Raw genomic sequence first — 24,721 nt, forward strand, 5'->3', positions numbered from 1 at the left:
ACTCTCCGCCCCCGTTTTCGTTTTGCGGAGGGAACCCCACGACCGTGCCTGCCATCCGACCCGTCGACTCGCTCATGCTGCGCCGGCTCCAGACCGTCTACGTCGACCAGCCGCCGGCCGCCGCATCGCCCGGCACCGAAGGGGTCCGCCCGCTGGAGGGCGAGCTGCTGGAGCGCGGCCACGCCATGAGCCGGGAGCTCTACGCCGCCCTGGCCGTCCTCGCGCCGACCGATCTCGCCGTCGAACGCTCGCGCCTGCTGGCACTCGTGGACGAGCTCATGGGATCCGACCGGGTACACAAGCCGCTCTTCCGCCGCTTCCCCTTCTCCATCCCGCGCGACACCGAGCGCTGGTACGTGGACCGCGTCTTCTCCCTGCTGCTCCAGGAGCCCGGCCAGCCGTGCGTGCTCTGCGCCGAGACCGGCTCCGTGCACCCGGTCTCGCCGTGCGCCCATCTGATCTGCCGCTCCTGCTGGGACGGCGCCGACTACACCGGCTGCCCGCTCTGCCACCGCCCCGTCGACCCGGCCGACCCCTTCCTGCGCGCGGAGGACCACGCGCCCGGGAAGGCCGGCAAGGCCAAGGCCGGGAACCCGCCCGGGCCGCTGCGGCTGCTCCGGCTCGGCACCGACCCGGCGGCGGACTCGGCCCGGTTGCTGGCGTCACTGCTCGCCCGGCCGACCCCCCTCTCCCCGGAGGACCGCGAAGACGTGCACCTGCTGGCCCGCCTGGCCCCGGCCGGATGGGACTGGCTCCCCCAGGAGATCCCCGTACGGGAGACCAAGGCGCTGGTCCTGGCCGCCCTGCTCACCGGCCCCGCCACGCACGAGGCCGTACGGCCACAGCTCGCCGGGCGGCTGACCACCGCCACCGACGTGCTGCGGCTCCTCGGCGCGCTGTCCGGCGGGGACGCGGAGCTGCCGCCGACATCGCGCTTCCGGTCCCTGTCCCGGCCCCTGCGCCGCGAACTGCTCAGCGTGCTCGACGCGTTGCCCACGGCGTACCTCGTCGAGGACCTGCTGCGGCATCCGACCGCCTGGAAGCGAGCCGCCGAGACCCTGCACCCCTTCGAGGGGCACGCCCGCCACCCGCGGGCCGCTCTGGCCTTCGCCGCGCTGCGGGGCACCGACCTGTCCGGCTCCCTGGGCTCGGCCCTGCGGGAGACCGCCGCCGCGCATCCGGACGCCGTACGCGTGGACGGCGACCGGATCCTGCCCGTGACCTGGGCCGGGCGCATGGAACGGGCTCTGGCCGAGGGGGACCCGGCGGCTGCCGCCGCGACCGCCGCCGAGCGCCCGGGTGAACTCGTGCGCCGTCTCGACCACCTGCTGCGACTGCACGCCGGCGACGTCCTGGTGCCGGAGCTGGCGAAGGCGCTGGCACACGGGCTTCCCGCCGTCGGCGCGGGCCCGCTGCTGTCGGCGCTCGGAGCCCTGCGGGTGCGCTCCACGGACCGGACCGGCTCCCGGCGCGTGTTCTTCCCGAAGGGGCGGGTCACCCGGGCCCAGTCCGTGGCGGAGGACCGCCCGGCGCTGCCCGCGCCGCTCGCCCGGGCGGCCGTGGCCATGCTGGAGGCGGAGGTCCAGCGCCGCTTCGCCCGGGCCGAGGGGGACCCGTACGAGCTGGCCGTCCTGGACTCCGGGCTCGCGGAGCTGCCCGTGCCCTTCGGGGAGCGCTCCTCCGCGAAGGCGCTGGTCGCGGTCCCCCGGGGCAGCGTCCTGGCGCTGCCCGGAGGCGAGGTGCTGCGGCTGTTCCTGCACTGGACCGAGCCCGCCGACCAGGTGACCGACCTGGACCTGTCGGTGGCCTTCTTCGACGCCGACTGGAAGTTCACGGGCCTGTGCGACTACACCCGTCTGCTGTACGGGGCGGGGAGGGCCGCCGTGCATTCGGGCGACCTCACCTCGGCGCCGGCTCCGGAGGGGGCCACCGAGTACGTGGACCTGGACCTGGCGAAGCTCGCCCGTCAGGGGGACGCGTACGCGGTCCCGCTGGTGTTCAGCTTCAACAACGTGCCGTTCGAGGAGTTGGACGACGCCTTCGCCGGGTTCATGACCTTGCCGGCGGACGGCCCGCGCGACTCCTCGTACGACCCGCGCACGGTCCGCCAGCGGTTCGACCTGAGCGGCGCTTCCCGGGCCTGCATGCCGATGGTCGTGGACCTGGCCGCACGGCGGGCGCTGTGGGCGGACGTCCACCTGCCCCCTTCGGGGGGCTTCCAGAGCGTCGCCTCGCACGGCGACCGGCTCGCGGCCGTGGCCTCGGACGTATGGGCGCACTTCACCTCCGGCACCCGCACCACCCTGTGGGACCTCACCGTGTGGCGGGCCGCGGCCCGCACCCGCGAGGTGGCGGTGATCCGGCGGGCGCCTGAGAGTTCGGCCACCGACGAGGTGTGGCTCTACCGGGCCGCCGTCGGCGAGGAACCGGCCGGCTTCGCCGCGCGGATCGCCGCCCTGGAGCCGCCCGAGGAGCGCCGGGCCCCCGCGGACGCGGACGCGGAGGCCGCCGAACTGGCCTCCGGGAAGCGCGCGTTCCTGGCACTGACCTGCGCGAGCGTGGCGCCGGAGGGCGGTTCGGGGACGGTCTACCGGCTCTTCCCCGGCCCCGCCGAAGTACCCGGGTCCTTCGCCCGGGTGACGGCCGGGGAGCTCGTGGCGGAGCTGAGCCGGGCCGGGGCCGGGCCGAGCTGAAAGGCCGTAGGGCTTCGAGTGTCGGCGCGGGCCGATATCCTCTGTGACCATGCTCGCCGACCGTACGACCGCAGAGACGATGTGGCCGACCGCGTACCCACAGGGGTACGCGGTCGTCGACGTGGAGACCACCGGGCTCGCTCGCGACGACCGGATAATCTCCGCCGCCGTCTACCGGCTCGACGCTCAAGGCAATGTCGAGGACCACTGGTACACGCTGGTCAACCCGCTCCGGGACCCCGGCCCCGTGTGGATCCACGGTCTGACCAGCGACATGCTCCAGGACGCGCCGCTCTTCAAGGACATCGCCGAGGAGTTCGCGGGCCGGCTCGCCGACCGGGTGCTGGTCGCGCACAACGCGATCTTCGACTGGCAGATGATCGCCCGCGAGTACGCGCGGGCCGAGGCCACCGCTCCGGTGCGTCAGCGGCTGTGCACCATCGCCCTGTCGAAGGAACTGAACCTCCCACTGCCCAACCACAAGCTGGAGTCGCTCGCCGCGCACTTCGGCGTGGTCCAGCAGCGCGCCCACCACGCGCTCGACGACGCACGGGTCCTCGCGGAGGCGTTCCGTCCGTCCCTGCACGCGGCCGCGCGGGACAACGTACGGCTGCCCCTGCTGGAATGCCGGCCGCTGACGGAGTGGTCGGACACCCCGGCCGCCCCGCGCGTCGGGTACCAGGCCTCGTACGGAGCGAGCTCGAGCTGGCGGCCCTCGCGCAAGCGGCCGGCTTGCCCGTACCCGAACCCGGGGCGGTGGGCGGACGGCACCCCGCTCAAGCAGGGCATGCGGATCGCGTTCTCCGGCGACACCTCCGTGGACCGGGAGCTGCTGGAGGACCGCGCCGTCGAGGCCGGTCTGCACGTCGCGACGAGCCTGTCCCGGCTCACGAGCCTGCTCGTGACCAACGACCCGGACTCCTCGACCTCCAAGACGGTGAAGGCGAAGTCCTTCGGGACCCCCGTCGTCGACGAGGCGGCCTTCACCCAGCTGCTGCGGGACGTGGCTCCGGCGCAGGACTGAGCACGGGGGGAGGTTCGGGGCCTCCCGTTCGTGGCCCCCGTCGCCCCGCCCGTCGCCCCGCCCGTGGCCCCGCTCGTTGGGCCGGCCGGGTGCACGCTCGGCGACTCACCCCGGTGGATCTTGTTCCGGCGGTCCGGCCTGCGCAGCATGCCGCGCATGGCACGTTGCGAAGTCTGCGGGAACGATTACGGCATGTCCTTCGAAGTCCACGCACAGGGTGCTGTGCACGTCTTCGACTGCTTCTCCTGCGCCATTCACCGCATGGCGCCCATCTGCGAGCACTGCCGGGTCCAGATCATCGGGCAGGGCGTCGAGGTCGAGGGGCAGTGGTTCTGCGGAGGGCACTGCGCCCGCGCGGAGGGGAAGGTGGGCATCACCGACCGCGTCTGACTCCCGTACCGTCCCCCGACGCCTTCCTCCCCTCCTTCCTCCCCTCCTTCCTCCCTTCCCTCCCCCTCCGCCACGACCCCGGACGGCCACCCGGCCGCCGGGGTCCTCGCCGCTGGGGGTACCGTCGTGGGCGTGTACCGCTTTGTGCTGACCCGGCAGTGGGTGTGCCTCACCCTCATCGGCCTCGCCCTGATCCCCGCGATGATCAAGCTGGGGTTCTGGCAGTTCCACCGTCATGAGCACCGTGTCGCGCAGAACCAGCTGATCGACACGAACCTGCGGGCGAAGCCGGTCCGCATGACCGAGATCACCTCCCCCGGACACGTGGTCCCGCGCGCCGACTACTGGCGTGCCGTGACCGCCACCGGTACGTACGACTCCGCGCACGAGGTCGTCGTGCGCATGCGCACCGACAACGACGACAAGGTCGGTTTCCACGTCCTCACCCCGCTGGTCCTGGCCGACGGCCGGGTCGTGCTCGTCAACCGCGGCTGGGTCGCGGGCGGCGACGACCCCCGCGCCTACCCGCCGGTGCCCGCCGCGCCCACCGGCGAGGTGACGGTCACCGGCCGGCTGAAGGCCGACGAGACCAGCGGCGGCAGCGGCATCAAGGACCGCAAGGGCCTGCCGGACCGCCAGGTGATGCTGATCAACAGCAAGCAGCAGGCCGCGTACCTGGGCAAGCCCGTCCTCGGTGGCTACCTCGAACTCACCGCCCCGGTCCCGGCCGACGGCAAGCCCGAGGTGGTCGCCGAGCCCGACCACGACTCGATCGGGCCGCACATGGCCTACGCCATCCAGTGGTGGCTGTTCACCTTCGCGGTGCCGGTGGGCTGGATCGTGCTCGTACGGCGCGAGAAGCGCGACCGGGATGCGGCGGCCGCGGCTTCCGCCGCCGCTTCCGAGCGGGAGCCCGTGACGACCGCGTAGCGTGTCGGCATGGATCTTGGACTGAAGGACCGTGTCTACGTCGTCACCGGCGCCACCAGGGGCCTCGGCTACGCTTCCGCCCGCGAACTGACCGCCGACGGCGCCAAGGTGGTGCTGACCGGCCGGGACGCGGGGCGCGCCGAGGCCGCGGCCAAGGCGCTGGGCCCGAACGCGGTCGGTGTGGCCGCCGACAACTCCGACCCCGGAGCCGCCGCCCGGCTCGTCGCCGCCGCCCGGGAGCACTTCGGCCGCCTCGACGGCATCCTCATCAGCGTCGGCGGCCCGGCGCCCGGTTCGGCGGCCGACAACACCGACGAGCAGTGGGCGGCGGCCTTCGAGTCGGTCTTCCTCGGCGCGGTCCGCCTCGCTCGGGCGGCGGCCGCCGAGCTCTCCGACGGCGGGGTCATCGGCTTCGTCCTGTCGGGCTCCGTGCACGAGCCGATCCCCGGCCTCACCATCTCCAACGGTCTGCGCCCCGGCCTGGCCGGCTTCGCGAAGTCCCTCTCCGTGGAGCTGGGCCCGCGCGGCATCCGGGTGGTCGGACTGCTGCCCGCCCGGATCGACACCGACCGGGTCCGCGAGCTCGACTCCCTGTCCGGGGACGCGGACGCCGCCCGTACCCGCAACGAGGCGGGCATCCCGCTGCGCCGGTACGGCACCCCGGAGGAGTTCGGCCGCTCGGCGGCGTTCCTGCTGTCCCCGGCGGCCTCCTACCTGACCGGCGTCATGCTCCCGGTGGACGGCGGCTCCCGGCACGGCTTCTGACGCGCCGCCCGCCCCGGCTCCGCCTCACGTCACCCGCCGCGCCCGGCGGGGGGTGACGTGGAGGCGGGCCTCCGCCGGGAGGGCCGGGAGCGCCGCCGAGGCGCGGGCCCGGCCCAGCACCGGGCCGGCGAGGGCCGCCAGTACGTCGGCCGGCACCGCGTGCGGCTCCAGCTCCAGGGCGACCCGCAGGGCCGGGGCCCCGCGCCGCCCGCGCAGAGCGACCCGGCACCGCGCCACGCCCTCCACGGCCTCCTGGACATCGGCCTCGACGGCCTCCTCCAGCGCCCGCCCGCGCAGTACGGCGAACGCCCCGTCCCCGGTGTCCACGAGCACCGCCGCGAGCCGGGCCCGGCGCAGCTGGGACAGCAGCCACCACAGGGCGAGCAGCACGCACGCCCCGAGCGCGGCGAGCACCACCCACCAGGGCGCGGGCCGGCCCGGCCCGTGCGGCGCCAGCAGCGGTTCGTGGCGGCCCTCGAACGGCCCGGTCGCGGCCAGCAGCGACGTCCCCGCCGCCAGCAGGACCAGCCCGAGCAGCGCGAGCAGGACCCGGTTCACCGTCCCGAGGGTCACCGGCGGTTCACCCGTACCCTCGGCCGCGGCGCGTGGGCCAGCCCCAGCTCCTCGATTCCGACGGCCAGCACCGCGTCCAGATCGGCCCGTACGTCGTCCAGTTCGCGGAAGTGGGACACGGCCCGGACCCCGATGGCGGCCCGGCCCACCCTGACCCGCGCCGACCGCACCCCGGACACCTCCATGACCCGGTCCCTCAGCACCTGGGCGGCGGCCTTGCGTTCCAGCCCGCCCCGCACCTCCGGGTTCCCGGAGGCCATCGGGAGGATCCCGCGCAGGCCCGGGGTCAGGGCGTACAGCAGCAGCGCGGCCCCGGCGACGGCCAAGGCCGCGCCGCCGATCAGCACGCCGGGGTCGGCCGGGGTGTGTTGTTCCAGGGCCCGGGAGAGCTCGTCGCGCCAGCGCATGCCCGGGCGGTGGGCCCGTACCGCCGCCAGGTCGTACAGGAACAGCCCCGCCACCCCGAGGACGGCGCACGCCGCCACGGCGGCCGGGAACCTCCGGGGTGACCGGAAGCGGGCGCTCACCGGACCCGCCGGTCGGGCCCGGCGACGGGCCGGCCCCGCGCGGGGCGCAGGTGCTCGATGTCGACGTCCACCTCGGGTACGGCCATCTGCGCGCACTCCTCGACGCGCAGGGCGACCTGGCGGCGCACGGCCGCGCACTGGGCGGCGAGGTCGGAGGGATAGGCCAGCTCCAGGGCCACCCGTACGCGGGCGATGTCGTGGTGCACGGTGACGGTGGCGTGCGGCGGGGCGGCGTCCGGAGCGGGCCGGGTCAGTGCCTCCCGGGCGGCCCGGGCCGCGATCTTCGCGACGACGCGGTCGGCGATCCGGGTGGCTCCCCGCTCGGCGGCGGGCACCCGGGGCGGGGTGGGCCGGGGGGTGCTCACCGGTCGCGGTCCCGGTCGCGGTCCCGATCCCGGTCGCGGTCCCCGGGGCGGCCCCGGGGGCGGAAGAAGTCGCCGGGTTCCAGGTCGCCGTCGAGGAACCGGCCCACGACGAAGCCGATGGCGCCGAGCGCGGCCACCAGCAGGAAGGCCCCGAAGCCGCCGAAGTACCCGGCGAACCCCAGTGCCATGCCGGCCACGAGGCCGACGACCGACATGCTCATGCGGGCTCCTCTACTGCAGTCGGGACTCCGGCTCCTCGTCGTCCTCGTCCGGCAGTTTGACGTCGCTGACCGCGATGTTGACCTCGACGACCTCCAGGCCGGTCATCCGCTCCACCGCCGAGACGACGTTCTCACGGACGGCCCGGGCCACGTCCCGGATCGACACGCCGTAATCCACGACGATCTCCAGGTCGAGGGCGGTCTGCACCTCGCCGACCTCCGCCTTCACGCCCCGGCTGACGGTGGATTTGGCCCCGCCGGGGACGCGGTCGCGGACGGCGCCGAAGGTACGGGAGAGGCCGCTGCCGCTGCCCATGGCGTGGACGCCGACCACCTCGCGGGCCGCCAGGCCGGCGATCTTCTCGACGACGCCGTCGGCGATGCTCGTGCGGCCGCGGTCGGCGGGAGGCTTCGCGATGCCGCCTGTGGCGGCGGATTCGGTCATCTCGTATCCCTTCGCACGGTGGGCCCCCGACCACGTTAAGCCGCGGTCCGGGCCGGCGCGCGGACTGGGCCGCGTTTCGCGCCCTCCGCGGCGCGGCCCTGCGGGGCTGTCCCCTACCCGCCCTTCCACCGTTCCCCGGGCTCCGCCCGGACCCCGAAAGGCCCTGGGGCTCCGCCCCAGGCCCCGCTCCTCAAACGCCGGAGGGGCTGGATTTTCGCCGGCGTCAGCCAAATCCAGCCCCTCCGGCGTTTGAGGAGCGGGGGTCCGGGGGCCGGCCCCCGTGCCACTGCGGCGCGGCTAGTCGGAGAGGCCGGCCAGGTCGCGGAGGCGGCGGGCCTGCGCGGCACGCTCGGCCGCACGCTGGTCGTCGTACGCCCGGGTCGTCGCACCGCGCAAGAGCGCCTTCGTCTCGGTCACCGCGTCCCGCGGCGGAGCCAGCAGCGCGGTGGTGAGGTCCTGGACCGCCGCGTCGAGCTCGCCCGCGGGGACGACCAGGTTCGCGAGGCCGATCCGTTCCGCCTCCTCGGCGTGGACGAAGCGGCCCGTCGCGCAGATTTCGAGCGCGCGGGCATAGCCGACGGCCGAGGTCAGCGGCTGGGTGCCGCCGAGGTCGGGCACCAGGCCCAGCCCGGTCTCGCGCATGGCGAACTGCACGTCGTCCGCGACGACGCGCAGATCGCACGCGAGGGCAAGCTGAAAACCGGCACCGATCGCGTGCCCCTGAACGGCGGCCACGGAGATGATGTCGTTGCGCCGCCACCAGGTGAACGCTTCCTGGTACTCGGCGATGGTGGAGTCGAGCAGTTCCTCCGAACCGCGCGCCAGGTCAAGGAACGACGGCTCGCCCTCGAAGCCTTCGGGGGTGAATGCCTGCCGGTCGAGCCCTGCGGAGAAGGACTGCCCTTCGCCGCGCAGCACGACGACCCGGACGGTGCCCGGCAATGACCTTCCAGCCTCCGTCAACGCCCGCCAGAGCGCGGGGGATTGAGCGTTCCGTTTGGCCGGATTGGTCAGTGTCACCGTGGCGACCGTGTCGTCGACGGTGAGCCGTACGCCGTCCTTGTCGAGCAGAGCCATCTGTGTGCCTCCGGTGGTCGTGCCGTCGCTGGGCCGCATTCTCGGCCTAAGTGACTGCACAGTAACCACCCGGCCGGCCATGGAACCGACCGGGGGGTCACCGAAGGACGGTGGAACTGGAACCGTGAAGCTGATTACGGAAAACCGTTGGAACCAAAGGGAACCAAATGGTCAGGCCGTAGCCGCCTTCTTGCCGCGCGTCGCGCCACCGCGACCACGCAGCGTGACTCCGGACTCGCTGAGCATCCGATGGACGAATCCGTAGGACCGGCCGGTCGATTCGGCCAGCGCCCGGATACTCGCACCGGAGTCGTACTGCTTCTTCAGGTCTGCCGCGAGCTTGTCGCGCGCGACGCCGGTTACCCGGCTGCCCTTCTTCAGAGTTTCGGCCACCCGTGCCTCCTCATGGGAAGTGCGCTCTGACTTCTCATGATCACCCCTCCCCGGCTTCCTGGCCACCCATTCAGCAAGGTGGTAGGGCGGCATTTCTTCAGCCGTGGACACACGAGCAGAACGGAATCTTCTCTTCCGCTGCATGACCTCCGTCACATTTCCGCTCGGCCGGTAGGAATCGCCAGGTCAGGGGCCGGAGCGCGCAAACGGAAGGCCCCGGCCGCACATCCTGGGAGATGCGGCCGGGGCCTTCGTCGCGCACGGATCGGTATGAGACCGTCTCACTCAGATGATGGATCACGTCTGAGCCGAATGATCCATAAGCAAAGGATCACGGAAGCGGAAGCGCGTCAGGCGAGCGCCACGAGGTCCCGGTAGTCCGGACCCCACAGGTCCTCGACGCCGTCCGGGAGCAGAATGATCCGCTCCGGCTCCAGCGCCTCGACCGCGCCCTCGTCGTGGGTGACGAGGATGACGGCGCCCTTGTAGGTGCGCAGGGCGCCCAGGATCTCCTCGCGGCTGGCCGGGTCGAGGTTGTTCGTGGGCTCGTCGAGCAGCAGCACGTTGGCCGAGGAGACGACCAGCGTCGCCAGGGCGAGGCGGGTCTTCTCACCACCGGACAGGACGCCCGCGGGCTTGTCCACGTCGTCGCCGGAGAAGAGGAACGAGCCCAGCGTCTTGCGTACGGCGACCAGGTCCAGGTCCGGCGCCGAGGAGCGCATGTTCTCCAGGACCGAGCGCTCCGGGTCCAGGGTCTCGTGCTCCTGGGCGTAGTAGCCGAGCTTGAGCCCGTGGCCGGGGACGACCGAGCCGGTGTCGGGCTTCTCGGTGCCCGACAGGAGGCGCAGCAGCGTGGTCTTGCCGGCGCCGTTGAGGCCGAGGATGACCACGCGGGAGCCCTTGTCGATGGCCAGGTCGACGTCGGTGAAGATCTCCAGCGAGCCGTAGGACTTCGACAGGCCCTCGGCGGTCAGCGGGGTCTTGCCGCAGGGCGCCGGGTCCGGGAAGCGCAGCTTGGCGACCTTGTCGGAGACGCGGACGGCGTCCAGGCCCGCCAGCAGCCGGTCGGCGCGCTTGGCCATGTTCTGGGCGGCCACGGTCTTGGTGGCCTTGGCGCGCATCTTGTCGGCCTGCGAGTTCAGCGCCGCGGCCTTCTTCTCGGCGTTCTGACGCTCGCGCTTGCGGCGCTTCTCGTCGGCCTCGCGCTGCTGCTGGTAAAGCTTCCAGCCCATGTTGTAGACGTCGATCTGGGCGCGGTTGGCGTCCAGGTAGAACACCTTGTTGACGACCGTCTCGACCAGGTCCACGTCGTGGGAGATCACGATGAAGCCGCCGCGGTACGTCTTCAGGTAGTCGCGCAGCCACACGATCGAGTCGGCGTCGAGGTGGTTGGTCGGCTCGTCGAGGAGCAGGGTGTCGGCGTCCGAGAAGAGGATCCGGGCGAGCTCGACGCGGCGGCGCTGACCGCCGGAGAGGGTGTGCAGCGGCTGGCCGAGCACCCGGTCGGGCAGGCCGAGGGCGGCGGAGATGGTCGCGGCCTCGGACTCGGCGGCGTACCCGCCCTTGGTGAGGAACTCGGTCTCCTGGCGCTCGTACTGGCGCATCGCCTTCTCGCGGGTGGCGCCGGAGCCCGACGAGATCCGCTCCTCGTTCATCCGCATCTTCTTGAGCAGGACGTCGAGTCCGCGCGCGGACAGGATCCGGTCGCTGGCCAGCACGTCGAGGTCGCCGGTGCGCGGGTCCTGCGGGAGGTAGCCGACCTCGCCGGAGCGGGCGATGCTGCCGCCGGCCGGCGTTCCCTCACCCGCGAGGCACTTGGTGAGGGTGGTCTTGCCGGCTCCGTTGCGGCCGACGAGGCCGATGCGGTCGCCCTTGGCGACGCGGAAGGAGGCGTTCTCGATGAGGATGCGGGCGCCGGCGCGCAGCTCGATGCCGGTGGCGGTGATCACGGAAATACTCCAGGGCGGGTCGGGACGGCGGAAGGGGGGCAGGACGCGATGCTTCTACGCCGCTAATCCGCGAGGAGATTTGCCATGGAAGTCATTCTACCGGTGGCCCGCAACTACTTTCGGGCCCGGCCGCCCCGCGCGGGACCGGCCCCGGCCCGTGCCCCGCGTCCCCCGTTCGGCCCAGGGAACACGCCTGTGGGCCGAGGGGCGTATGAGGATGAACGGGTTGATACTCGCCGCAGGGGCTGACACGTACCCCCGGTCAGGAATGGAGGGCGGTGCGGGATGCAGTTCGACGACAACGCCAATCTGGACACTTCCGAGGTCAAGGACGTACGCGGCAGCCGCATCCCGGGCGGGAAGGCCACGATCGGCGGCGGCATCATCGGTTTCATCGCGCTGATCATGGGTCTGCTGTTCGGGGTGGGCCCGGACCAGCTGGGCCTGTCCGACGGAAGCCCGGAGCCCGCGTCGACCTCCTCCTCCGCAGCCCAGGTGCAGCAGAGCTGCAAGACCGGCGCGGACGCGAACACCAAGGAGGACTGCCGGCTGGTGGCGGTGATCAACAGCACCCAGGACTTCTGGAAGCAGGAGTTCGCCAAGCGCGGCGCCCGCTACACCCCCGCCCAGACGGTGTTCTTCACCGGCAAGGTGGGCACCGCCTGCGGGGCGGCCACCTCGGCCGTCGGCCCGTTCTACTGCCCCGGCGACCGGCAGGTCTATCTGGACCTGGGCTTCTTCAACGAGCTCCGCACCAAGTTCGGCGCGAGCGGCGGCCCCTTCGCCCAGGCGTACGTGGTGGCCCACGAGTACGGCCACCACATCCAGAACCTGACCGGCACCCTGCAGAAGGCCCAGGACGGCCGGCAGGGCGCGAACAGCAACGCGGTGCGGGTCGAGCTGCAGGCCGACTGCTACGCCGGGGTCTGGGCCCACAACGCGACGAAGACCCCGGACGAGTCCACGGGCAAGCCGCTGATCACGAGCCTCACCGACCAGGACATCAGGGACGGCCTGGACGCGGCGGCGGCGGTCGGCGACGACCGGATCCAGGAGAAGTTCCAGGGCCGGGTCTCCCCCGAGTCCTGGACGCACGGCTCGGCCGAACAGCGCCAGCAGTGGTTCTACCAGGGCTACCGCACGGGCGACATGGCCCAGTGCAACACCTTCCGCTGACTTCCCGCGGCGCCTGCCATGCTGTGACCCGGCTCACCGTCCACCCGAGGACCGGCCACCCGCGGCACGAGAGGGAGTGATCGTCATGGCAGGCGTTCCGTCCATCTGTCCGACCTTGCTGTACACCGACGCCAAGGCCGCCATCCAGCTGCTCACCGAGGCCTTCGGCTTCACCCAGGTCGCGGCGTACGAGGGCGAGGACGGCACGGTGGCGCACGCCGAGCTGTCCTACGGGAACGGCATGGTGATGCTCGGCAGCAGGGGTACCGGCGGCCTCTTCGACAAGGCGATGGAGACGGCCGGCCCGGCCGGGGTCTACGTGCTCGTCGACGACGTGGACGCCCACCACCGCCGGGCCGTGGAGCACGGCGTGGAGATCGTGATGGAGCCGACCGACCAGGACTACGGCTCCCGGGACTACATGGCCCGCGACGCCGAGGGCAACGTCTGGAGCTTCGGGACCTACGCGCCGCAGGTCTGAGGGACCGGCGGCGCGCACACGGTTCCCGTACGGGCGCTACGCGCCGCCGGTGTGCACCTGGAAGGCGGCCCGGCGCACCGCCTTGGCCAGGGCGGGATCGGGGTGCGCGGCGGCCAGGGCCACCAGCACCTGCACGGTGCGGGGGTGCCCGACCGCGCGGACCTCGTCCAGCAGCCTCGGAACGGTGGTCCGCACCGCCGAGTCGAGGTGGCGTGCGAGCAGCTCGGCCTCGCCGTGGTCGGCGATGGCGGCCGCGGTGTCGACCCAGAGCCAGGTCTGCTCCTCGGCGGTGAGCACGTCCTGCGCCTCGTCTGGGTCGACCCCGTCGTGCTCGGCCAGCCAGAGCAGGGCGTACGGGCGCAGCGCGGCCTCGCGGGAGGCCTTGCGCACCTCGGGCTCGGCGGGGGCTCCGACGACGCGCAGGGCTTCGAAGGCGAGCCCGCGCAGCAGGGCGTCCTCGCCGCGGGCCGCGTGGAGCAGCTCGGAGACCGCGTGGCCGACGGGGCGGGCGGCCAGCCAGGCCAGGTATTCGGCGCGGGCCGGGCCGGGGGTGAGCCGCGCGCAGCCGTGGAGCATGGCGGCGGCGGACTGCTCGATGTTCCCCGCCGGGCTCTGCGCCGCGACGCAGATCTGCTCGAGCTTGACCCAGACGGCCCAGCTGCCGAGCGGGGTGAGGGCGGCCCGGGCGGGGCCGAGGGTGACGGCGTCGACGGCGGCGAGCCCGCCGAGCGCCCAGCGCAGCAGCCGGGCGAGCGGGACGGGGGGCGCGGCCGCCTCGGAACCGGACGGCGCGGCACCGGACGGCTCCGGACCGGACGGCTCCGGACCGGACGGCACGGCACCGGACGGCACGGAGGCCGCGGACGGAGTCCCGGGCTGCGCCGTGGACTCGTAGGGGACCTCGCACCGTTCGTCGCGCAGTTCCTCGACGCGCTGCCGGAGCAGGTCCAGCAGATCGGGGACGGTCACGGGGCCGGCGGAGAGCTGGAGCAGGGAGAGCAGCTGGGGCATGGCCTCGACCACCTCGGCGACGGCCGCGGGGGCGATGTCGGCGGGGGCCGGGTGGACCAGCGACCAGGCGTCGAAGAGGGCGACCCAGCCGCGCAGGACGGCGGTGTCGTCCCGGTCCCAGGCGCGCAGGCGCCAGCCCGGCCGGGCGTGCCCCCCGTGCATCTCGATCAGTCCGGCGAGCCGGGCGCGGTCCCAGCCGACCCGGATCTGGCCCGGCGTCAGGCTCAGCCGGTCGGCGGCGCGTTCGGCCTCGGCGACGGGCAGCGCGCCCGCCGGGGCGGGCCCGGAGCCGTCGGCCGTGCCGAGGTGGAGCTCGGCCCAGCGGGCGAGCCGTACCGCGTCGGCCAGGGAGGCGCGTGCCCTGTTCGCGAGGTCGGCCGTGGCGGGCGTGCCCGCCGGAGGCCGCTGGGCGGTCCGGGTGCGCCGGTCGGTCACCGCCTTGCGTGCCGTGGCCACGGACCGCGGGGCGACGAGTCGGAGTCTGGAGTCGCGAGCCAACTGCTCATCAGGCTTTCGGGACGTCACGTGAGCAGTCTCGCCCGTCACTGGCCGAAAGCCCAAACGGAACCGGCCATTGCCACAAGGGCCCGAGGGTACAGAAGGGGACAACTCGCCCTCCTCGCCCCGCCCGCCCCACAGTCTTCGGACAACCCGTCCGACGGTCCGTCACCCGGTCCGTCACCGAGCCGCCGCCCGGCCCCTCACATAAGAGGGGTCAGGAAGCGGCGCAGCGCCTCTTCGTAGGCGGCCGGATCGGCGTTCCACATCGCCCCGTGCGTGGCGCCGTAAACGGGGTGCAGGGTGGCGAGGTCGGGCCGGGCCGCCGCCAGCCGCCGCGCGGGCTCCCAGGAGGCGAGGGTGTCGTCGGGGCCGTGGAAGATCAGCGCGGGAACCTTCAGCGCGGCCGGATCCGACCCCGGGGCCCGCCGGTCGGCGCGCAGGCCCGCACGCCCCTCGGCGGCCTTGACGGCGAACGGGAGCAGGGGGGCCGGGGTGCGGCGCGCGGCGGCGAGGGCGCGCAGGGTGGCGTGCCAGTCCAGGACGGGCGAGTCGAGGACGAGCCCGGAGATCCGGTCGGCCAGCGCCGAGCGCTCGGCGGCGTGCAGGGCCATGGTGGCGCCGGTCGACCAGCCGTGCAGGACCACGCGGCGGGCGCCGTAGCGCAGGGCGTAGCGGATGGCGGCGTCGAGATCGCGCCATTCGGACTCGCCGAGGTGGCCGAGGCCGTCCGGCGACTCGGGGGCGCCGAGGTCGCCCCGGTACCCGAGGTCCAGGACGGGGAACTTGTTGCGGTGGAGGAAGGGCATGACCACCATCGGGTGCTCGCGGGTGGCCCCGAGCCCGTGGACGGTGATCACCCAGGTGTCGCGGGCGCCGGGCACGAACCAGGCGGGCAGCGCGCCGAGCTCCCCGGGGACGTCCACGTCGGCGTGGTCCAGCCCGAGGGCGGCGCCCGGGTTCCCCAGGTGGACCTGGGGGGTGAGGGTGACGCGGGTTCCGGGGTCGAGGCTGCCGTGGGTGACGGCGAGGAGCCGGCGCACGACGGTGTCGGGGCCGTGCGGGGCGTCGGGGAGGACGGGCCCGACCACGGCGTGCACCCCGGGGGCGGTGAGCCCGTAGGTGCCGGGCCTCAGGGAGGCGATCGAGCGCGTCAGCTCGACCCGGCCGGCCGCGGTGGAGTGGACGGTGAGCCGGGGGCTGCCGGGGAGCGGGCGGCCGGGCTCGGACCGCAGGGCCGCGTCGGCGGCGTACCGGCCGGCGAGCGCGGCGGCGGTGACGGCGGTGACGGCGGCCGCGCCGGCGCCGAGCAAGGTCGTGGTGACGGCCGCTGCCGTCGCTGTAGCGGTACGCACCGCTCCAGTGTCGAGGCGGACCGGTCGGCGGGCCACCGGAGGGCTTCGTTCCGGCCGGCACCCCGAAGGGGTGGCGCGGGAGGTGATCTAGATCTCTTCGGGGCCCCGGGCGCACCGGAGCACCTACCGGAAGTCCCGCCTCCGAAACATCCGGACACCCTGCCGTGACATGCGTTAATCGACATATCAACGTGCTTCCCGGGACGAAGGTCCCGATCGGGTGCCGTATCGATACACCGCATGAACCCTGGCAGTTCACCTTCCGTTCATCCAGGTTGCCTACGGTCCACGAACCACTGACGTCAAACAGAAGCCTGGGTAAATGGAGCACATAACGCTTCTCCTCGGGATCGTGATCATCACCGCTCTCGTGTTCGATTTCACGAACGGTTTTCACGACACGGCCAACGCGATGGCCACCACCATCTCGACCGGCGCCCTCAAGCCCAAGACCGCGGTGGCCATGTCCGCCGTGCTCAACCTCGTCGGCGCCTTCATGTCCGTGGAGGTCGCCAAGACGATCTCCAAGGGACTGGTCAACGAGGAAGGCATCCAGCCGGAGGTCATCTTCGCCGCCTTGGTCGGCGCGATCCTCTGGAACCTCGTCACCTGGCTGGTGGGCCTGCCCTCGAGCTCCTCGCACGCCCTGATGGGCGGCCTGATCGGTGCGGCCGTGGCCTCCGCCGGCATGGGCGCCGTCAACGGCAGCGTCGTCGTCACCAAGGTGCTGATCCCCGCGATCGCGGCGCCGCTGGTCGCCGGTTTCGCCGCGTACCTGGCCACGAAGGTCACGTACAAGGTCGGCAACGGCATGGGCAAGAAGACCTCGGCCAAGGGCTACCGCGCGGGCCAGATCGCTTCCGCGAGCCTCGTCTCGCTGGCGCACGGCACCAACGACGCGCAGAAGACGATGGGCATCATCACCCTGGCGCTCGTCGCCGGCGGCGCCATCGCCCCCGGCTCCAACCCGCCGGTCTGGGTCATCGTCTCCGCCGGCCTGGCCATCGCGATGGGCACCTACCTGGGCGGCTGGCGCATCATCCGCACCATGGGCAGCGGCCTGACCGACCTGCAGCCGCAGCAGGGCTTCGCCGCCCAGACCTCGGCCGCCAGCGTCATCCTGGCCTCCTCCTCCCTCGGCTTCTCCCTCTCCACCACCCACGCGTGCTCCGGCGCCGTCATGGGTTCGGGTCTGGGACGCAAGGGCGGCGTGGTCCGCTGGTCCACCGCCTCCCGCATGTTCATCGCCTGGGGCCTGACCCTCCCGGCCGCGGCCCTGGTCGCCGCCGGCGCCGAGCTGGTCATGCGCGTCGGGGACGTCGGCGTCGCCGCCGTCACGGTCTTCCTGGTCGGCTCCTGCGTCGCCATCTGGGTGATCTCCCGCCGTCAGGTCGTCGACCACACCAACGTCAACGAGGTCGCCTCGCTCGACGCCGAGGAGCCGGCCGGTGCCGTCACCACGGCCATGGCGGCCGTCGCCGTTCCGCCGACCGCCGCCGCGGGCAGCACCGCCGCGGTGACGGACGACGAGCTCAGGGCCACCATCCCGGCCTCCGCGACGGCGACCCCCGCGGCCCCGGCCGCAGCGGTCTGACCCCGAGAACGACAGAGGATTCAGCGGTATGAAGATCGACTGGGAAGCACTCGGCTCCGTCTTCGGGGTCAGCCTCTCCGCCACCGTCGTCCTGGTGACCCTGTTCACCCTGGGGCTGATGGGACTCTCCAAGCACGAGGCCGCCACCGAACAGGGCGGCGCCGCCACCCTGGCCCGCAGCGGTGCGTACGCCTGCTTCGCGCTCTGCGCGGCGGCCGTGGCCTACGGGATCTACCTGATCGTCGCCTGAGGCGCGGGACGGCACGTACGAAGGCTCCCTCCGGGTTCGTCCCGGAGGGAGCTTTCGCGTGCCCGGGGGCGCATTCACCGCCACCCCGCCGCAGGTCAACCGCGAGTTGACGGGCCTTCGCGCTGCGTGGTGGACTGCCCGAGCCATTACGGCGGCATGGAGAGGAAGTCCGGTGCGAATCCGGCGCGGTCCCGCCACTGTCACCGGCGCACGCGGACCCCGCGTGCGGCCGGGAGCCAGGAACTCTCGCCGCCGGACACGTCGAACCAGGGCGCGGACCCTGAGTGAGGACATACCTGCCACCATGCGTGCCGATCGCGTCTTCGCGTACGGCGTCACGGCGGGCCTGATCGGCGACCGGATCCTCGGGGATCCGCGCCGAGGGCACCCCGTGGCCGCCTTCGGACGAGCCGCCGCCGCCGTCGAACGCGCCCTGTGGCGCGACGACCGCGCGCGGGGCGTCCTGCACACCCTGCTGTGCGCCGGAGGCGCCGCCGCCGTCGGCGCGCTGGGCGCCCGCGCCGTGCGCTCCCGGCCCGCGGCCGCCCGCATCGCCCTCACCGCCGCCGCCACCTGGGCCGTCGTGGGCGGCACCTCGCTGGGCCGGGAGGCCCGCGCCATCGGCGGCGCCCTCGCCGCCGGGGACGCCGAGGTGGCCCGCGAACGGCTGCCCCACCTGTGCGGGCGCGACCCGCAGGCGCTGGACGAGCAGCAGATGGCCCGCGCGGTCGTCGAATCGGTCGCCGAGAACACCTCCGACGCCGTGGTCGGCGCCCTCGTGTGGGGCGCTGTCGCGGGGGTCCCCGGGCTGCTGGCCTTCCGCGCCGTGAACACCCTGGACGCGATGGTCGGCCACAAGTCCCCCCGCCACCTGCGCTACGGCTGGGCCTCGGCCCGGCTCGACGACGTCGCCGGCTGGCCGGGCGCCCGGCTGACGGCCCTGGCCGCCGTACTGGCCGGGCCCGACCGGCGGGGGGCCGTACGGGCCTGGCGCGCGGACGCCGCCAAGCACCCGAGCCCCAACGCGGGGCCCGTGGAGTCCTCCTTCGCCGGGGCGCTCGGCGTACGGCTGGGCGGGACCCTGGCGTACGCGGGCCGGGTCGAACACCGGGCCGTGCTCAACGGAGCGGCCGGGCGGCCCGTGGAGGTCGCCGACATCGAACGGGCGGTGCGGCTGTCGCGCCAGGTGACCTGGGTGGCGCTGGGGGCCTGCGTGGCCGCCCGGACGCTGGTCTCCCGGGCACTGGTCTCCCGTACGCCGGTCTCCCGTACTACGAAGAAGGGGCGGCGCGCATGAGCGGCGGCGCGAAGCGCGGCGGGGGGCTCCTCGTCGCCGGTACGACCTCGGACGCGGGCAAGAGCGTGGTCACGGCGGGCATCTGCCGCTGGCTGGCCCGGCAGGGCGTGAAGGTGGCCCCGTTCAAGGCGCAGAACATGTCGCTGAACTCCTTCGTGACCCGGGAGGGCGCCGAGATCGGCCGTGCCCAGGCCATGCAGGCCCAGGCGGCCCGCGTGGAGCCCACCGCGCTGATGAACCCGGTGCTGCTCAAGCCCGGCAGCGACCGCAGCAGCCAGGTGGTGCTGCTGGGAAAGCCCGTGGGCGAGATGAGCGCGCGCGGCTACCACGGGGGGCGGCAGGAGCAGTTGCTCGGCATCGTCACGGACTGCCTGGAGCAGTTGCGGGGCACGTATGACGCCGTGATCTGCGAGGGGGCGGGCAGCCCGGCCGAGATCAACCTGCGCCGGACCGACATCGTGAACATGGGCATCGCGCGGGCCGCGCGCTTCCCGGTGGTCGTCGTCGGCGACATCGACCGGGGCGGGGTCTTCGCGTCCTTCTTCGGAACGACGGCGCTGCTCTCGCCCGAGGACCAGTCGCTGATCGCGGGCTACCTGGTGAACAAGTTCCGCGGCGACGTCACCCTGCTGGAGCCGGGCATGGAGATGCTGCGCGGCCTGACCGGGCGGGCGACGTACGGGGTGCTCCCCTTCCAGCACGGGCTGGGCATCGACGAGGAGGACGGCCTGCGGGTCTCCCTGCGGGGCGCGGTACGCGAATCCGTGGTCGCCCCGCCCGTCGGCGAGGACGTGCTGCGGGTCGCGGTCTGCGCGGTGCCGCTGATGTCCAACTTCACGGACGTCGACGCGCTGGCGGCGGAGCCGGGCGTGGTCGTGCGGTTCGTGGACCGGGCCGAGGAACTGGCCGACGCGGACCTGGTCGTGGTCCCCGGCACCCGCGGCACGGTCAAGGCCCTGGCCTGGCTGCGCGAGCGGGGGCTGGCGGACGCCCTGGCCCGGCGGGCCGCCGAGGGCCGGCCGGTCCTGGGCATCTGCGGCGGGTTCCAGCTCCTGGGCGAACACATCGAGGACGAGGTCGAGTCGAAGGCCGGCTCCGTGCCGGGGCTCGGGCTGCTTCCCGTACGGGTCCGCTTCGAGCGGGAGAAGACCCTGGCGCGACCCGTGGGTTCGGCGCTGGGCGAGCCGGTGAAGGGGTACGAGATCCACCACGGCGTGGCCGAGGTCCTGGGCGGGACCCCCTTCCTGGACGGGTGCCGGGTCGGGGCGGTGTGGGGCACGCACTGGCACGGCTCGCTGGAGTCGGACGGCTTCCGCCGGGCCTTCCTCCGCGAGGTCGCCTCGGCGGCGGGCCGCCGCTTCGTGCCGGCCCCGGACACCTCGTTCGCCTCCCTGCGGGAGGAACAGCTCGACCTCCTGGGCGACCTGATCGAGGAACACGCCGACACGGACGCCCTGCTCCGCCTGATCGAGACCGGAGCCCCCGTGGGCCTCCCCTTCCTCCCGCCCGGCGCACCGTGACCGGCGCGGCCCCGCGCAACCGCCCGCGTACCCGTACCCACATACAAGAAGGGGCCACCGCATGAGCACGCCCTACCCGTTCACCGCACTGGTCGGCCAGACAGACCTGCGCCTCGCGCTGCTGCTCAACGCCGTGAGCCCCGCGGTCGGCGGTGTTCTCGTGCGCGGTGAGAAGGGGACCGCCAAGTCCACCGCCGTCCGCGCCCTGTCCACCCTGCTGCCGCAGGTGGACGTGGTCCCCGGCTGCCGGTTCAGCTGCGCGCCCACCGCCCCGGACCCCGCCTGCCCCGACGGCCCCCACGAGGCGGGACCGGCCGCCGCGCGGCCCGCCCGCATGGTGGAACTGCCCGTCGGGGCCTCCGAGGACCGGCTCGTCGGCGCCCTCGACATCGAACGCGCCCTCTCCGAGGGCGTGAAGGCCTTCGAGCCCGGCCTGCTGGCCGACGCGCACCGCGGGATCCTGTACGTCGACGAGGTCAACCTGCTCCACGACCACCTCATCGACCTGCTCCTCGACGCCGCCGCGATGGGCGCCTCGTACGTGGAGCGCGAGGGCGTCTCCGTACGGCACGCCGCCCGCTTCCTCCTCGTCGGCACGATGAACCCCGAGGAGGGCGAGCTCCGCCCGCAGCTGCTCGACCGGTTCGGGCTGACCGTCGAGGTCGCCGCCTCCCGGGAGCCGCTCCAGCGGGTGGAGGTGGTCCGGCGCCGGCTCGCCTACGAGGACGACCCCGCGGGGTTCGCGGGCCGCTGGTCCGGGGACGAGGCGGAGGTCCGCGCCCGGGTGGTGGCCGCGCGGGCACTGCTCCCGCAGGTGCGCCTCGGTGACACCTCGCTGCTTCAGATCGCCGCCACCTGCGCCGGTTTCGAGGTCGACGGCATGCGCGCCGACATCGTGATGGCCCGTACCGCGACCGCGCTCGCCGCCTGGGCCGGGCGGACCGAGGTGCGCAAGGAGGACGTGCGGCAGGCCGCCCTGCTGGCGCTCCCCCACCGCCGCCGCCGCAACCCCTTCGACGCGCCCGGCCTCGACGAGGAGAAGCTGGACCGGATCCTGGACGGATTCCCTGACGACGAGCCGGACCCCGAGCCCGAGCCGGAGCCCGAGCCGGAGGGGCCTGGCGAGGGTCCGCAGGACGGCGGCCCGGACGGCGGCGGCTCCGACGGCCCCGACGGCGGGGGCGGCGTACCCCCGCAGGGCTCCGGACCGGACGACGCGCCCGAGGCGGAGCCGGAGGCGCAGGCCCCGGCCGAGCCCGAGACGCAGCCCTCCGCCCCCGAGAACGAGCCGGCTTCCGGTCCCGCCGAGCAGGCGGCCGTACGGGCCGCCGAGCCCTTCCGCACCAAGATGCTCAGCGTGCCGGGCCTCGGCGAGGGTGCGTCGGGCCGGCGTTCGCGCGCCCGCACCGCACACGGCCGCACCACCGGCGCCCAGCGCCCCCGGGGCCAGCTGACCAAACTGCACCTGTCGGCGACCGTCCACGCCGCCGCCCCGCACCAGAAGGCGCGCGGGCGCACCGGGCGCGGCCTGATCGTCCGCAAGGACGACCTGCGGCAGGCGACCCGCGAGGGGCGCGAGGGCAACCTCGTGCTGTTCCTCGTCGACGCCTCCGGCTCCATGGCGGCCCGGCAGCGCATGAGCGCCGTCAAGGGAGCGGTGCTGTCGCTGCTGCTCGACGCCTACCAGCGCCGGGACAAGGTCGGCCTGATCACCTTCCGGGGCTCCTCGGCCGAACTCGCCCTGCCTCCCACCTCTTCCGTCGACGCCGCCGCGGCCCGGCTGGAGAAGCTGCCGACCGGCGGGCGCACCCCGCTCGGCGCCGGGCTGCTCAAGGCCCACGAGGTGCTGCGGATCGAACGGCTGCGGGACCCGAGCCGGCGCCCGCTGCTCGTCGTCGTCACCGACGGGCGGGCCACCTCGGCCGGCGCCGTGGGCGGCGACCCCCGCGAACTCTCGGCGCGCAGCGCCCGGCTGCTGGCGGCCGGCGGGGTCGCCTCCGTGGTCGTGGACTGCGAGTCGGGTCCGGTCCGGCTGGGGCTGGCCGGCGTACTGGCCGCCGATCTGGGCGGCCCGGCCGTCACCCTCGACGGGCTGCGGGCCGATTCGCTGGCCGGGCTCGTGAAGAACGTCCGTACCCCATCCCCGACCCTCAGGAGGGCCGCGTAATGCCGCAGGGACAGCCGTCCGTCGTTCCGGACGACGGACTCACGACGCGTCAGCGCCGCAACCGCCCGCTCGTCTTCGTCCACACCGGGCCGGGCAAGGGCAAGTCGACGGCCGCCTTCGGTCTGGCGCTGCGCGCATGGAACCAGGGCTGGCCGATCGGGGTGTTCCAGTTCGTCAAGTCGGCGAAGTGGAAGGTCGGCGAGGAGAACGCGCTGAAGGTGCTCGGTGCCTCCGGCGAGGGCGGCTCCGTCGTCTGGCACAAGATGGGCGAGGGCTGGTCCTGGGTCCAGCGCGACGCGCAGCTCGACAACGAGCAGGCGGCCAAGGAGGGCTGGGAGCAGGTCAAGCGCGATCTGGCCGCCGAGACGCACAAGCTGTACGTGCTGGACGAGTTCGCGTACCCGATGCACTGGGGCTGGATCGACGTCGACGAGGTCATCGAGGTGCTGCGGACCCGTCCCGGCACCCAGCACGTGGTGATCACCGGGCGCAACGCACCGGAGAAGCTGGTGGAGTACGCGGACCTCGTCACCGAGATGACCAAGGTCAAGCACCCGATGGACGCCGGCCAGAAGGGCCAGAAGGGCATCGAGTGGTGACCTCGTTCAACGTACCGAGACTGGTCATCGCCGCACCTTCCTCCGGCAGCGGCAAGACCACCGTCGCGACGGGCCTGATGGCGGCCTTCTCGGAGCGCGGCCTCGCCGTGTCCCCGCACAAGGCCGGGCCCGACTACATCGACCCGGGCTACCACGCGCTGGCCACGGGCCGTCCGGGACGGAACCTCGACGCCTTCATGTGCGGGCCGGAGCTGGTGGCCCCGCTGTTCGCGCACGGGGCGGCCGGATGCGATCTGGCCGTCATCGAGGGCGTGATGGGGCTCTACGACGGGGCCGCGGGGCGGGGCGAACTGGCGTCGACGGCGCAGGTCGCGAAGCTGCTCCGGGCCCCGGTGGTACTGGTCGTCGACGCGTCCTCGCAGTCGCGGTCGGTGGCGGCCCTGGTGCACGGTTTCGCCTCCTTCGACCCGCAGGTGCGGCTCGGCGGCGTGATCCTGAACAAGGTCGGCTCCGACCGGCACGAGGTGATGCTGCGGGAGGCGCTGGAGGAGGCGGGGATGCCCGTGCTCGGCGTCCTGCGGCGGGCTCCGCAGGTCTCCGCGCCCTCGCGGCACCTGGGGCTGGTACCGGTCGCCGAGCGGCGGCGGGACGCCCTCGACTCCGTGACGGCCCTGGCCGAGCAGGTCCGCCAGGGCTGCGATCTGGAGGCCCTGATGGCCCTGGCCCGCACGGCCCCGCCGCTGGACTGCGAAGCCTGGTCTCCGCAACGGGCCCTGCTCCCCCACGGGCAGGATTCCGCCCCGCCGGCACGTGAGGCGCGGGGTCCGGGGCTGAGCTCCGGCGACGGCGCCGCACCGGTCATCGCCGTCGCGGGCGGGGCCGCGTTCACGTTCTCGTACGCCGAGCACTCGGAGCTGCTGCGAGCCGCCGGCGCGGAGGTGGTCACCTTCGACCCCCTCAGGGACGAGGCGCTGCCCACCGGCACCACCGGCCTGGTGATCGGCGGCGGGTTCCCCGAGGTGTACGCCCCGGAGCTGTCCGCCAACGAGCCGCTCCGCGAGGCCGTCGCCGCGTTCGCCGCCGCCGGTGGCCCGGTGGCCGCGGAGTGCGCCGGGCTGCTGTACCTGGCCCGCTCGCTGGACGGCAAGCCCATGTGCGGGGTGCTCGACGCCGACGCGCGGATGTCGGAGCGGCTCACGCTCGGCTACCGCGAGGCGGTGGCCGTCTCCGACAGTGTGCTCGCACCGGCCGGGACCCGGCTGCGCGGGCACGAGTTCCACCGGACGGTGATCGAGCCGGGCGCCGGCGCCGCACCGGCCTGGGGGTTCACGCATCCGGAACGCCGGGTCGAGGGCTTCGTGGCCGACGGGGTGCACGCCAGCTACCTGCACACGCACTGGGCGGCGGAGCCTTCCGTGGCCCTGCGGTTCGCCGAGGCCGCGGCAGCGCGTCGGTGAGCC

The 24,721-nt window shown here is 73.8% G+C and carries 24 protein-coding genes and 1 riboswitch; of the genes, 14 read left to right on the forward strand and 10 right to left on the reverse strand.

The window, feature by feature from the left end; genetic code table 11:
• Positions 1–74 precede the first annotated feature (74 nt).
• The 5 genes from ACFYYB_RS06340 (at position 75) to ACFYYB_RS06360 (ending at position 5,802) form a co-directional block, all read left to right on the forward strand.
• Positions 75–2,693, forward strand: coding sequence for an MXAN_6230/SCO0854 family RING domain-containing protein (locus tag ACFYYB_RS06340; protein ID WP_389434923.1), 2,619 nt, complete (start codon positions 75–77; stop codon positions 2,691–2,693).
• A 49-nt stretch (positions 2,694–2,742) separates the two neighbouring features.
• The gene (locus ACFYYB_RS06345) at positions 2,743–3,717 is read left to right on the forward strand and encodes a DEDDh family exonuclease (RefSeq protein ID WP_327307407.1); all 975 of its coding nucleotides are present in this window, start codon (positions 2,743–2,745) and stop codon (positions 3,715–3,717) included.
• Positions 3,718–3,873: 156 nt separating this feature from the next.
• Complete coding sequence (locus tag ACFYYB_RS06350; protein WP_112453882.1) at positions 3,874–4,107, forward strand: hypothetical protein; 234 nt, start codon at positions 3,874–3,876, stop codon at positions 4,105–4,107.
• Between the two features lie 132 nt (positions 4,108–4,239).
• Positions 4,240–5,037 (forward strand): SURF1 family protein, encoded by a 798-nt coding sequence (locus tag ACFYYB_RS06355; RefSeq protein WP_389433515.1) that lies wholly within the window; start codon positions 4,240–4,242, stop codon positions 5,035–5,037.
• 9 nt (positions 5,038–5,046) lie between these two features.
• Entirely contained in the window at positions 5,047–5,802 is a 756-nt protein-coding gene (locus tag ACFYYB_RS06360; protein ID WP_389433516.1) for an SDR family oxidoreductase, read from the forward strand.
• A 24-nt stretch (positions 5,803–5,826) separates the two neighbouring features.
• Here the strand turns inward: ACFYYB_RS06360 and ACFYYB_RS06365 are convergent, their stop codons facing one another.
• The 8 genes from ACFYYB_RS06365 to ACFYYB_RS06400 all read right to left on the reverse strand — a co-directional run bounded on the left by ACFYYB_RS06365 (position 5,827) and on the right by ACFYYB_RS06400 (position 11,352).
• Entirely contained in the window at positions 5,827–6,375 is a 549-nt protein-coding gene (locus tag ACFYYB_RS06365; RefSeq protein ID WP_389433517.1) for an alkaline shock response membrane anchor protein AmaP, read from the reverse strand.
• Positions 6,372–6,860 (reverse strand): DUF6286 domain-containing protein, encoded by a 489-nt coding sequence (locus tag ACFYYB_RS06370; protein ID WP_389433518.1) that lies wholly within the window; start codon positions 6,858–6,860, stop codon positions 6,372–6,374. Before ACFYYB_RS06370 ends, ACFYYB_RS06365 begins: the two co-directional genes overlap by 4 nt.
• 38 nt (positions 6,861–6,898) lie before the next feature.
• Positions 6,899–7,267, reverse strand: coding sequence for a hypothetical protein (locus ACFYYB_RS06375; protein ID WP_327307402.1), 369 nt, complete (start codon positions 7,265–7,267; stop codon positions 6,899–6,901).
• On the reverse strand, positions 7,264–7,488 hold the full coding sequence (locus tag ACFYYB_RS06380) for a hypothetical protein (protein WP_389433519.1): 225 nt from the start codon (positions 7,486–7,488) through the stop codon (positions 7,264–7,266). The genes ACFYYB_RS06375 and ACFYYB_RS06380 overlap by 4 nt, the downstream gene beginning before the upstream one ends.
• Positions 7,489–7,498: 10 nt before the next feature.
• On the reverse strand, positions 7,499–7,933 hold the full coding sequence (locus ACFYYB_RS06385; protein WP_389433521.1) for an Asp23/Gls24 family envelope stress response protein: 435 nt from the start codon (positions 7,931–7,933) through the stop codon (positions 7,499–7,501).
• A 297-nt stretch (positions 7,934–8,230) separates the two neighbouring features.
• Positions 8,231–9,010: an enoyl-CoA hydratase/isomerase family protein gene (locus tag ACFYYB_RS06390; protein WP_389433522.1), complete on the reverse strand. Its 780-nt coding sequence runs from the start codon at positions 9,008–9,010 to the stop codon at positions 8,231–8,233.
• A 171-nt stretch (positions 9,011–9,181) separates the two neighbouring features.
• Entirely contained in the window at positions 9,182–9,403 is a 222-nt protein-coding gene (locus tag ACFYYB_RS06395; protein WP_327307398.1) for a helix-turn-helix domain-containing protein, read from the reverse strand.
• A gap of 350 nt (positions 9,404–9,753) precedes the next feature.
• On the reverse strand, positions 9,754–11,352 hold the full coding sequence (locus ACFYYB_RS06400) for an ABC-F family ATP-binding cassette domain-containing protein (protein ID WP_389433523.1): 1,599 nt from the start codon (positions 11,350–11,352) through the stop codon (positions 9,754–9,756).
• 285 nt (positions 11,353–11,637) lie between these two features.
• Between ACFYYB_RS06400 and ACFYYB_RS06405 the strand changes: the two genes are divergently transcribed.
• Positions 11,638–12,528: a neutral zinc metallopeptidase gene (locus ACFYYB_RS06405; protein ID WP_389433525.1), complete on the forward strand. Its 891-nt coding sequence runs from the start codon at positions 11,638–11,640 to the stop codon at positions 12,526–12,528.
• An 85-nt stretch (positions 12,529–12,613) separates the two neighbouring features.
• Positions 12,614–13,009, forward strand: a complete 396-nt coding sequence (locus tag ACFYYB_RS06410; RefSeq protein WP_389433526.1) for a VOC family protein — start codon at positions 12,614–12,616, stop codon at positions 13,007–13,009.
• Positions 13,010–13,045: 36 nt separating this feature from the next.
• Here ACFYYB_RS06410 and ACFYYB_RS06415 read toward each other — a convergent pair whose 3' ends face one another.
• Together ACFYYB_RS06415 and ACFYYB_RS06420 are read right to left on the reverse strand one after the other, a co-directional pair.
• A complete protein-coding gene (locus ACFYYB_RS06415; protein ID WP_389433527.1) occupies positions 13,046–14,545 on the reverse strand; it encodes a hypothetical protein in 1,500 nt (499 codons plus the stop codon).
• Positions 14,546–14,721: 176 nt separating this feature from the next.
• Complete coding sequence (locus tag ACFYYB_RS06420) at positions 14,722–15,873, reverse strand: alpha/beta hydrolase family protein (RefSeq protein ID WP_389433528.1); 1,152 nt, start codon at positions 15,871–15,873, stop codon at positions 14,722–14,724.
• Positions 15,874–16,195: 322 nt separating this feature from the next.
• On the opposite strand from ACFYYB_RS06420, the gene ACFYYB_RS06425 reads away from it, so the two are divergent.
• From ACFYYB_RS06425 to ACFYYB_RS06455, 7 genes are all read left to right on the forward strand, one after another.
• Positions 16,196–17,467 (forward strand): anion permease, encoded by a 1,272-nt coding sequence (locus tag ACFYYB_RS06425; protein WP_389433529.1) that lies wholly within the window; start codon positions 16,196–16,198, stop codon positions 17,465–17,467.
• A 28-nt stretch (positions 17,468–17,495) separates the two neighbouring features.
• Positions 17,496–17,717, forward strand: a complete 222-nt coding sequence (locus ACFYYB_RS06430; protein ID WP_243338472.1) for a hypothetical protein — start codon at positions 17,496–17,498, stop codon at positions 17,715–17,717.
• Positions 17,718–17,877: 160 nt separating this feature from the next.
• Positions 17,878–17,963: riboswitch (cobalamin riboswitch) on the forward strand.
• A gap of 58 nt (positions 17,964–18,021) precedes the next feature.
• Positions 18,022–19,014, forward strand: coding sequence for a cobalamin biosynthesis protein (locus tag ACFYYB_RS06435; protein WP_389433530.1), 993 nt, complete (start codon positions 18,022–18,024; stop codon positions 19,012–19,014).
• A complete protein-coding gene (locus ACFYYB_RS06440) occupies positions 19,011–20,534 on the forward strand; it encodes a cobyric acid synthase (protein WP_389433531.1) in 1,524 nt (507 codons plus the stop codon). The genes ACFYYB_RS06435 and ACFYYB_RS06440 overlap by 4 nt, the downstream gene beginning before the upstream one ends.
• Before the next feature lie 61 nt (positions 20,535–20,595).
• Positions 20,596–22,701: a putative cobaltochelatase gene (locus ACFYYB_RS06445; RefSeq protein ID WP_389433533.1), complete on the forward strand. Its 2,106-nt coding sequence runs from the start codon at positions 20,596–20,598 to the stop codon at positions 22,699–22,701.
• Positions 22,701–23,300 (forward strand): cob(I)yrinic acid a,c-diamide adenosyltransferase, encoded by a 600-nt coding sequence (cobO, locus tag ACFYYB_RS06450; protein WP_327307389.1) that lies wholly within the window; start codon positions 22,701–22,703, stop codon positions 23,298–23,300. Before ACFYYB_RS06445 ends, cobO begins: the two co-directional genes overlap by 1 nt.
• Positions 23,294–24,718, forward strand: coding sequence for a cobyrinate a,c-diamide synthase (locus ACFYYB_RS06455; protein WP_389433534.1), 1,425 nt, complete (start codon positions 23,294–23,296; stop codon positions 24,716–24,718). The genes cobO and ACFYYB_RS06455 overlap by 7 nt, the downstream gene beginning before the upstream one ends.
• Positions 24,719–24,721: the final 3 nt, after the last annotated feature.

The sequence above is a fragment of the Streptomyces sp. NPDC002886 genome, from assembly GCF_042888445.1.
In the GTDB taxonomy this organism is placed as follows: domain Bacteria; phylum Actinomycetota; class Actinomycetes; order Streptomycetales; family Streptomycetaceae; genus Streptomyces.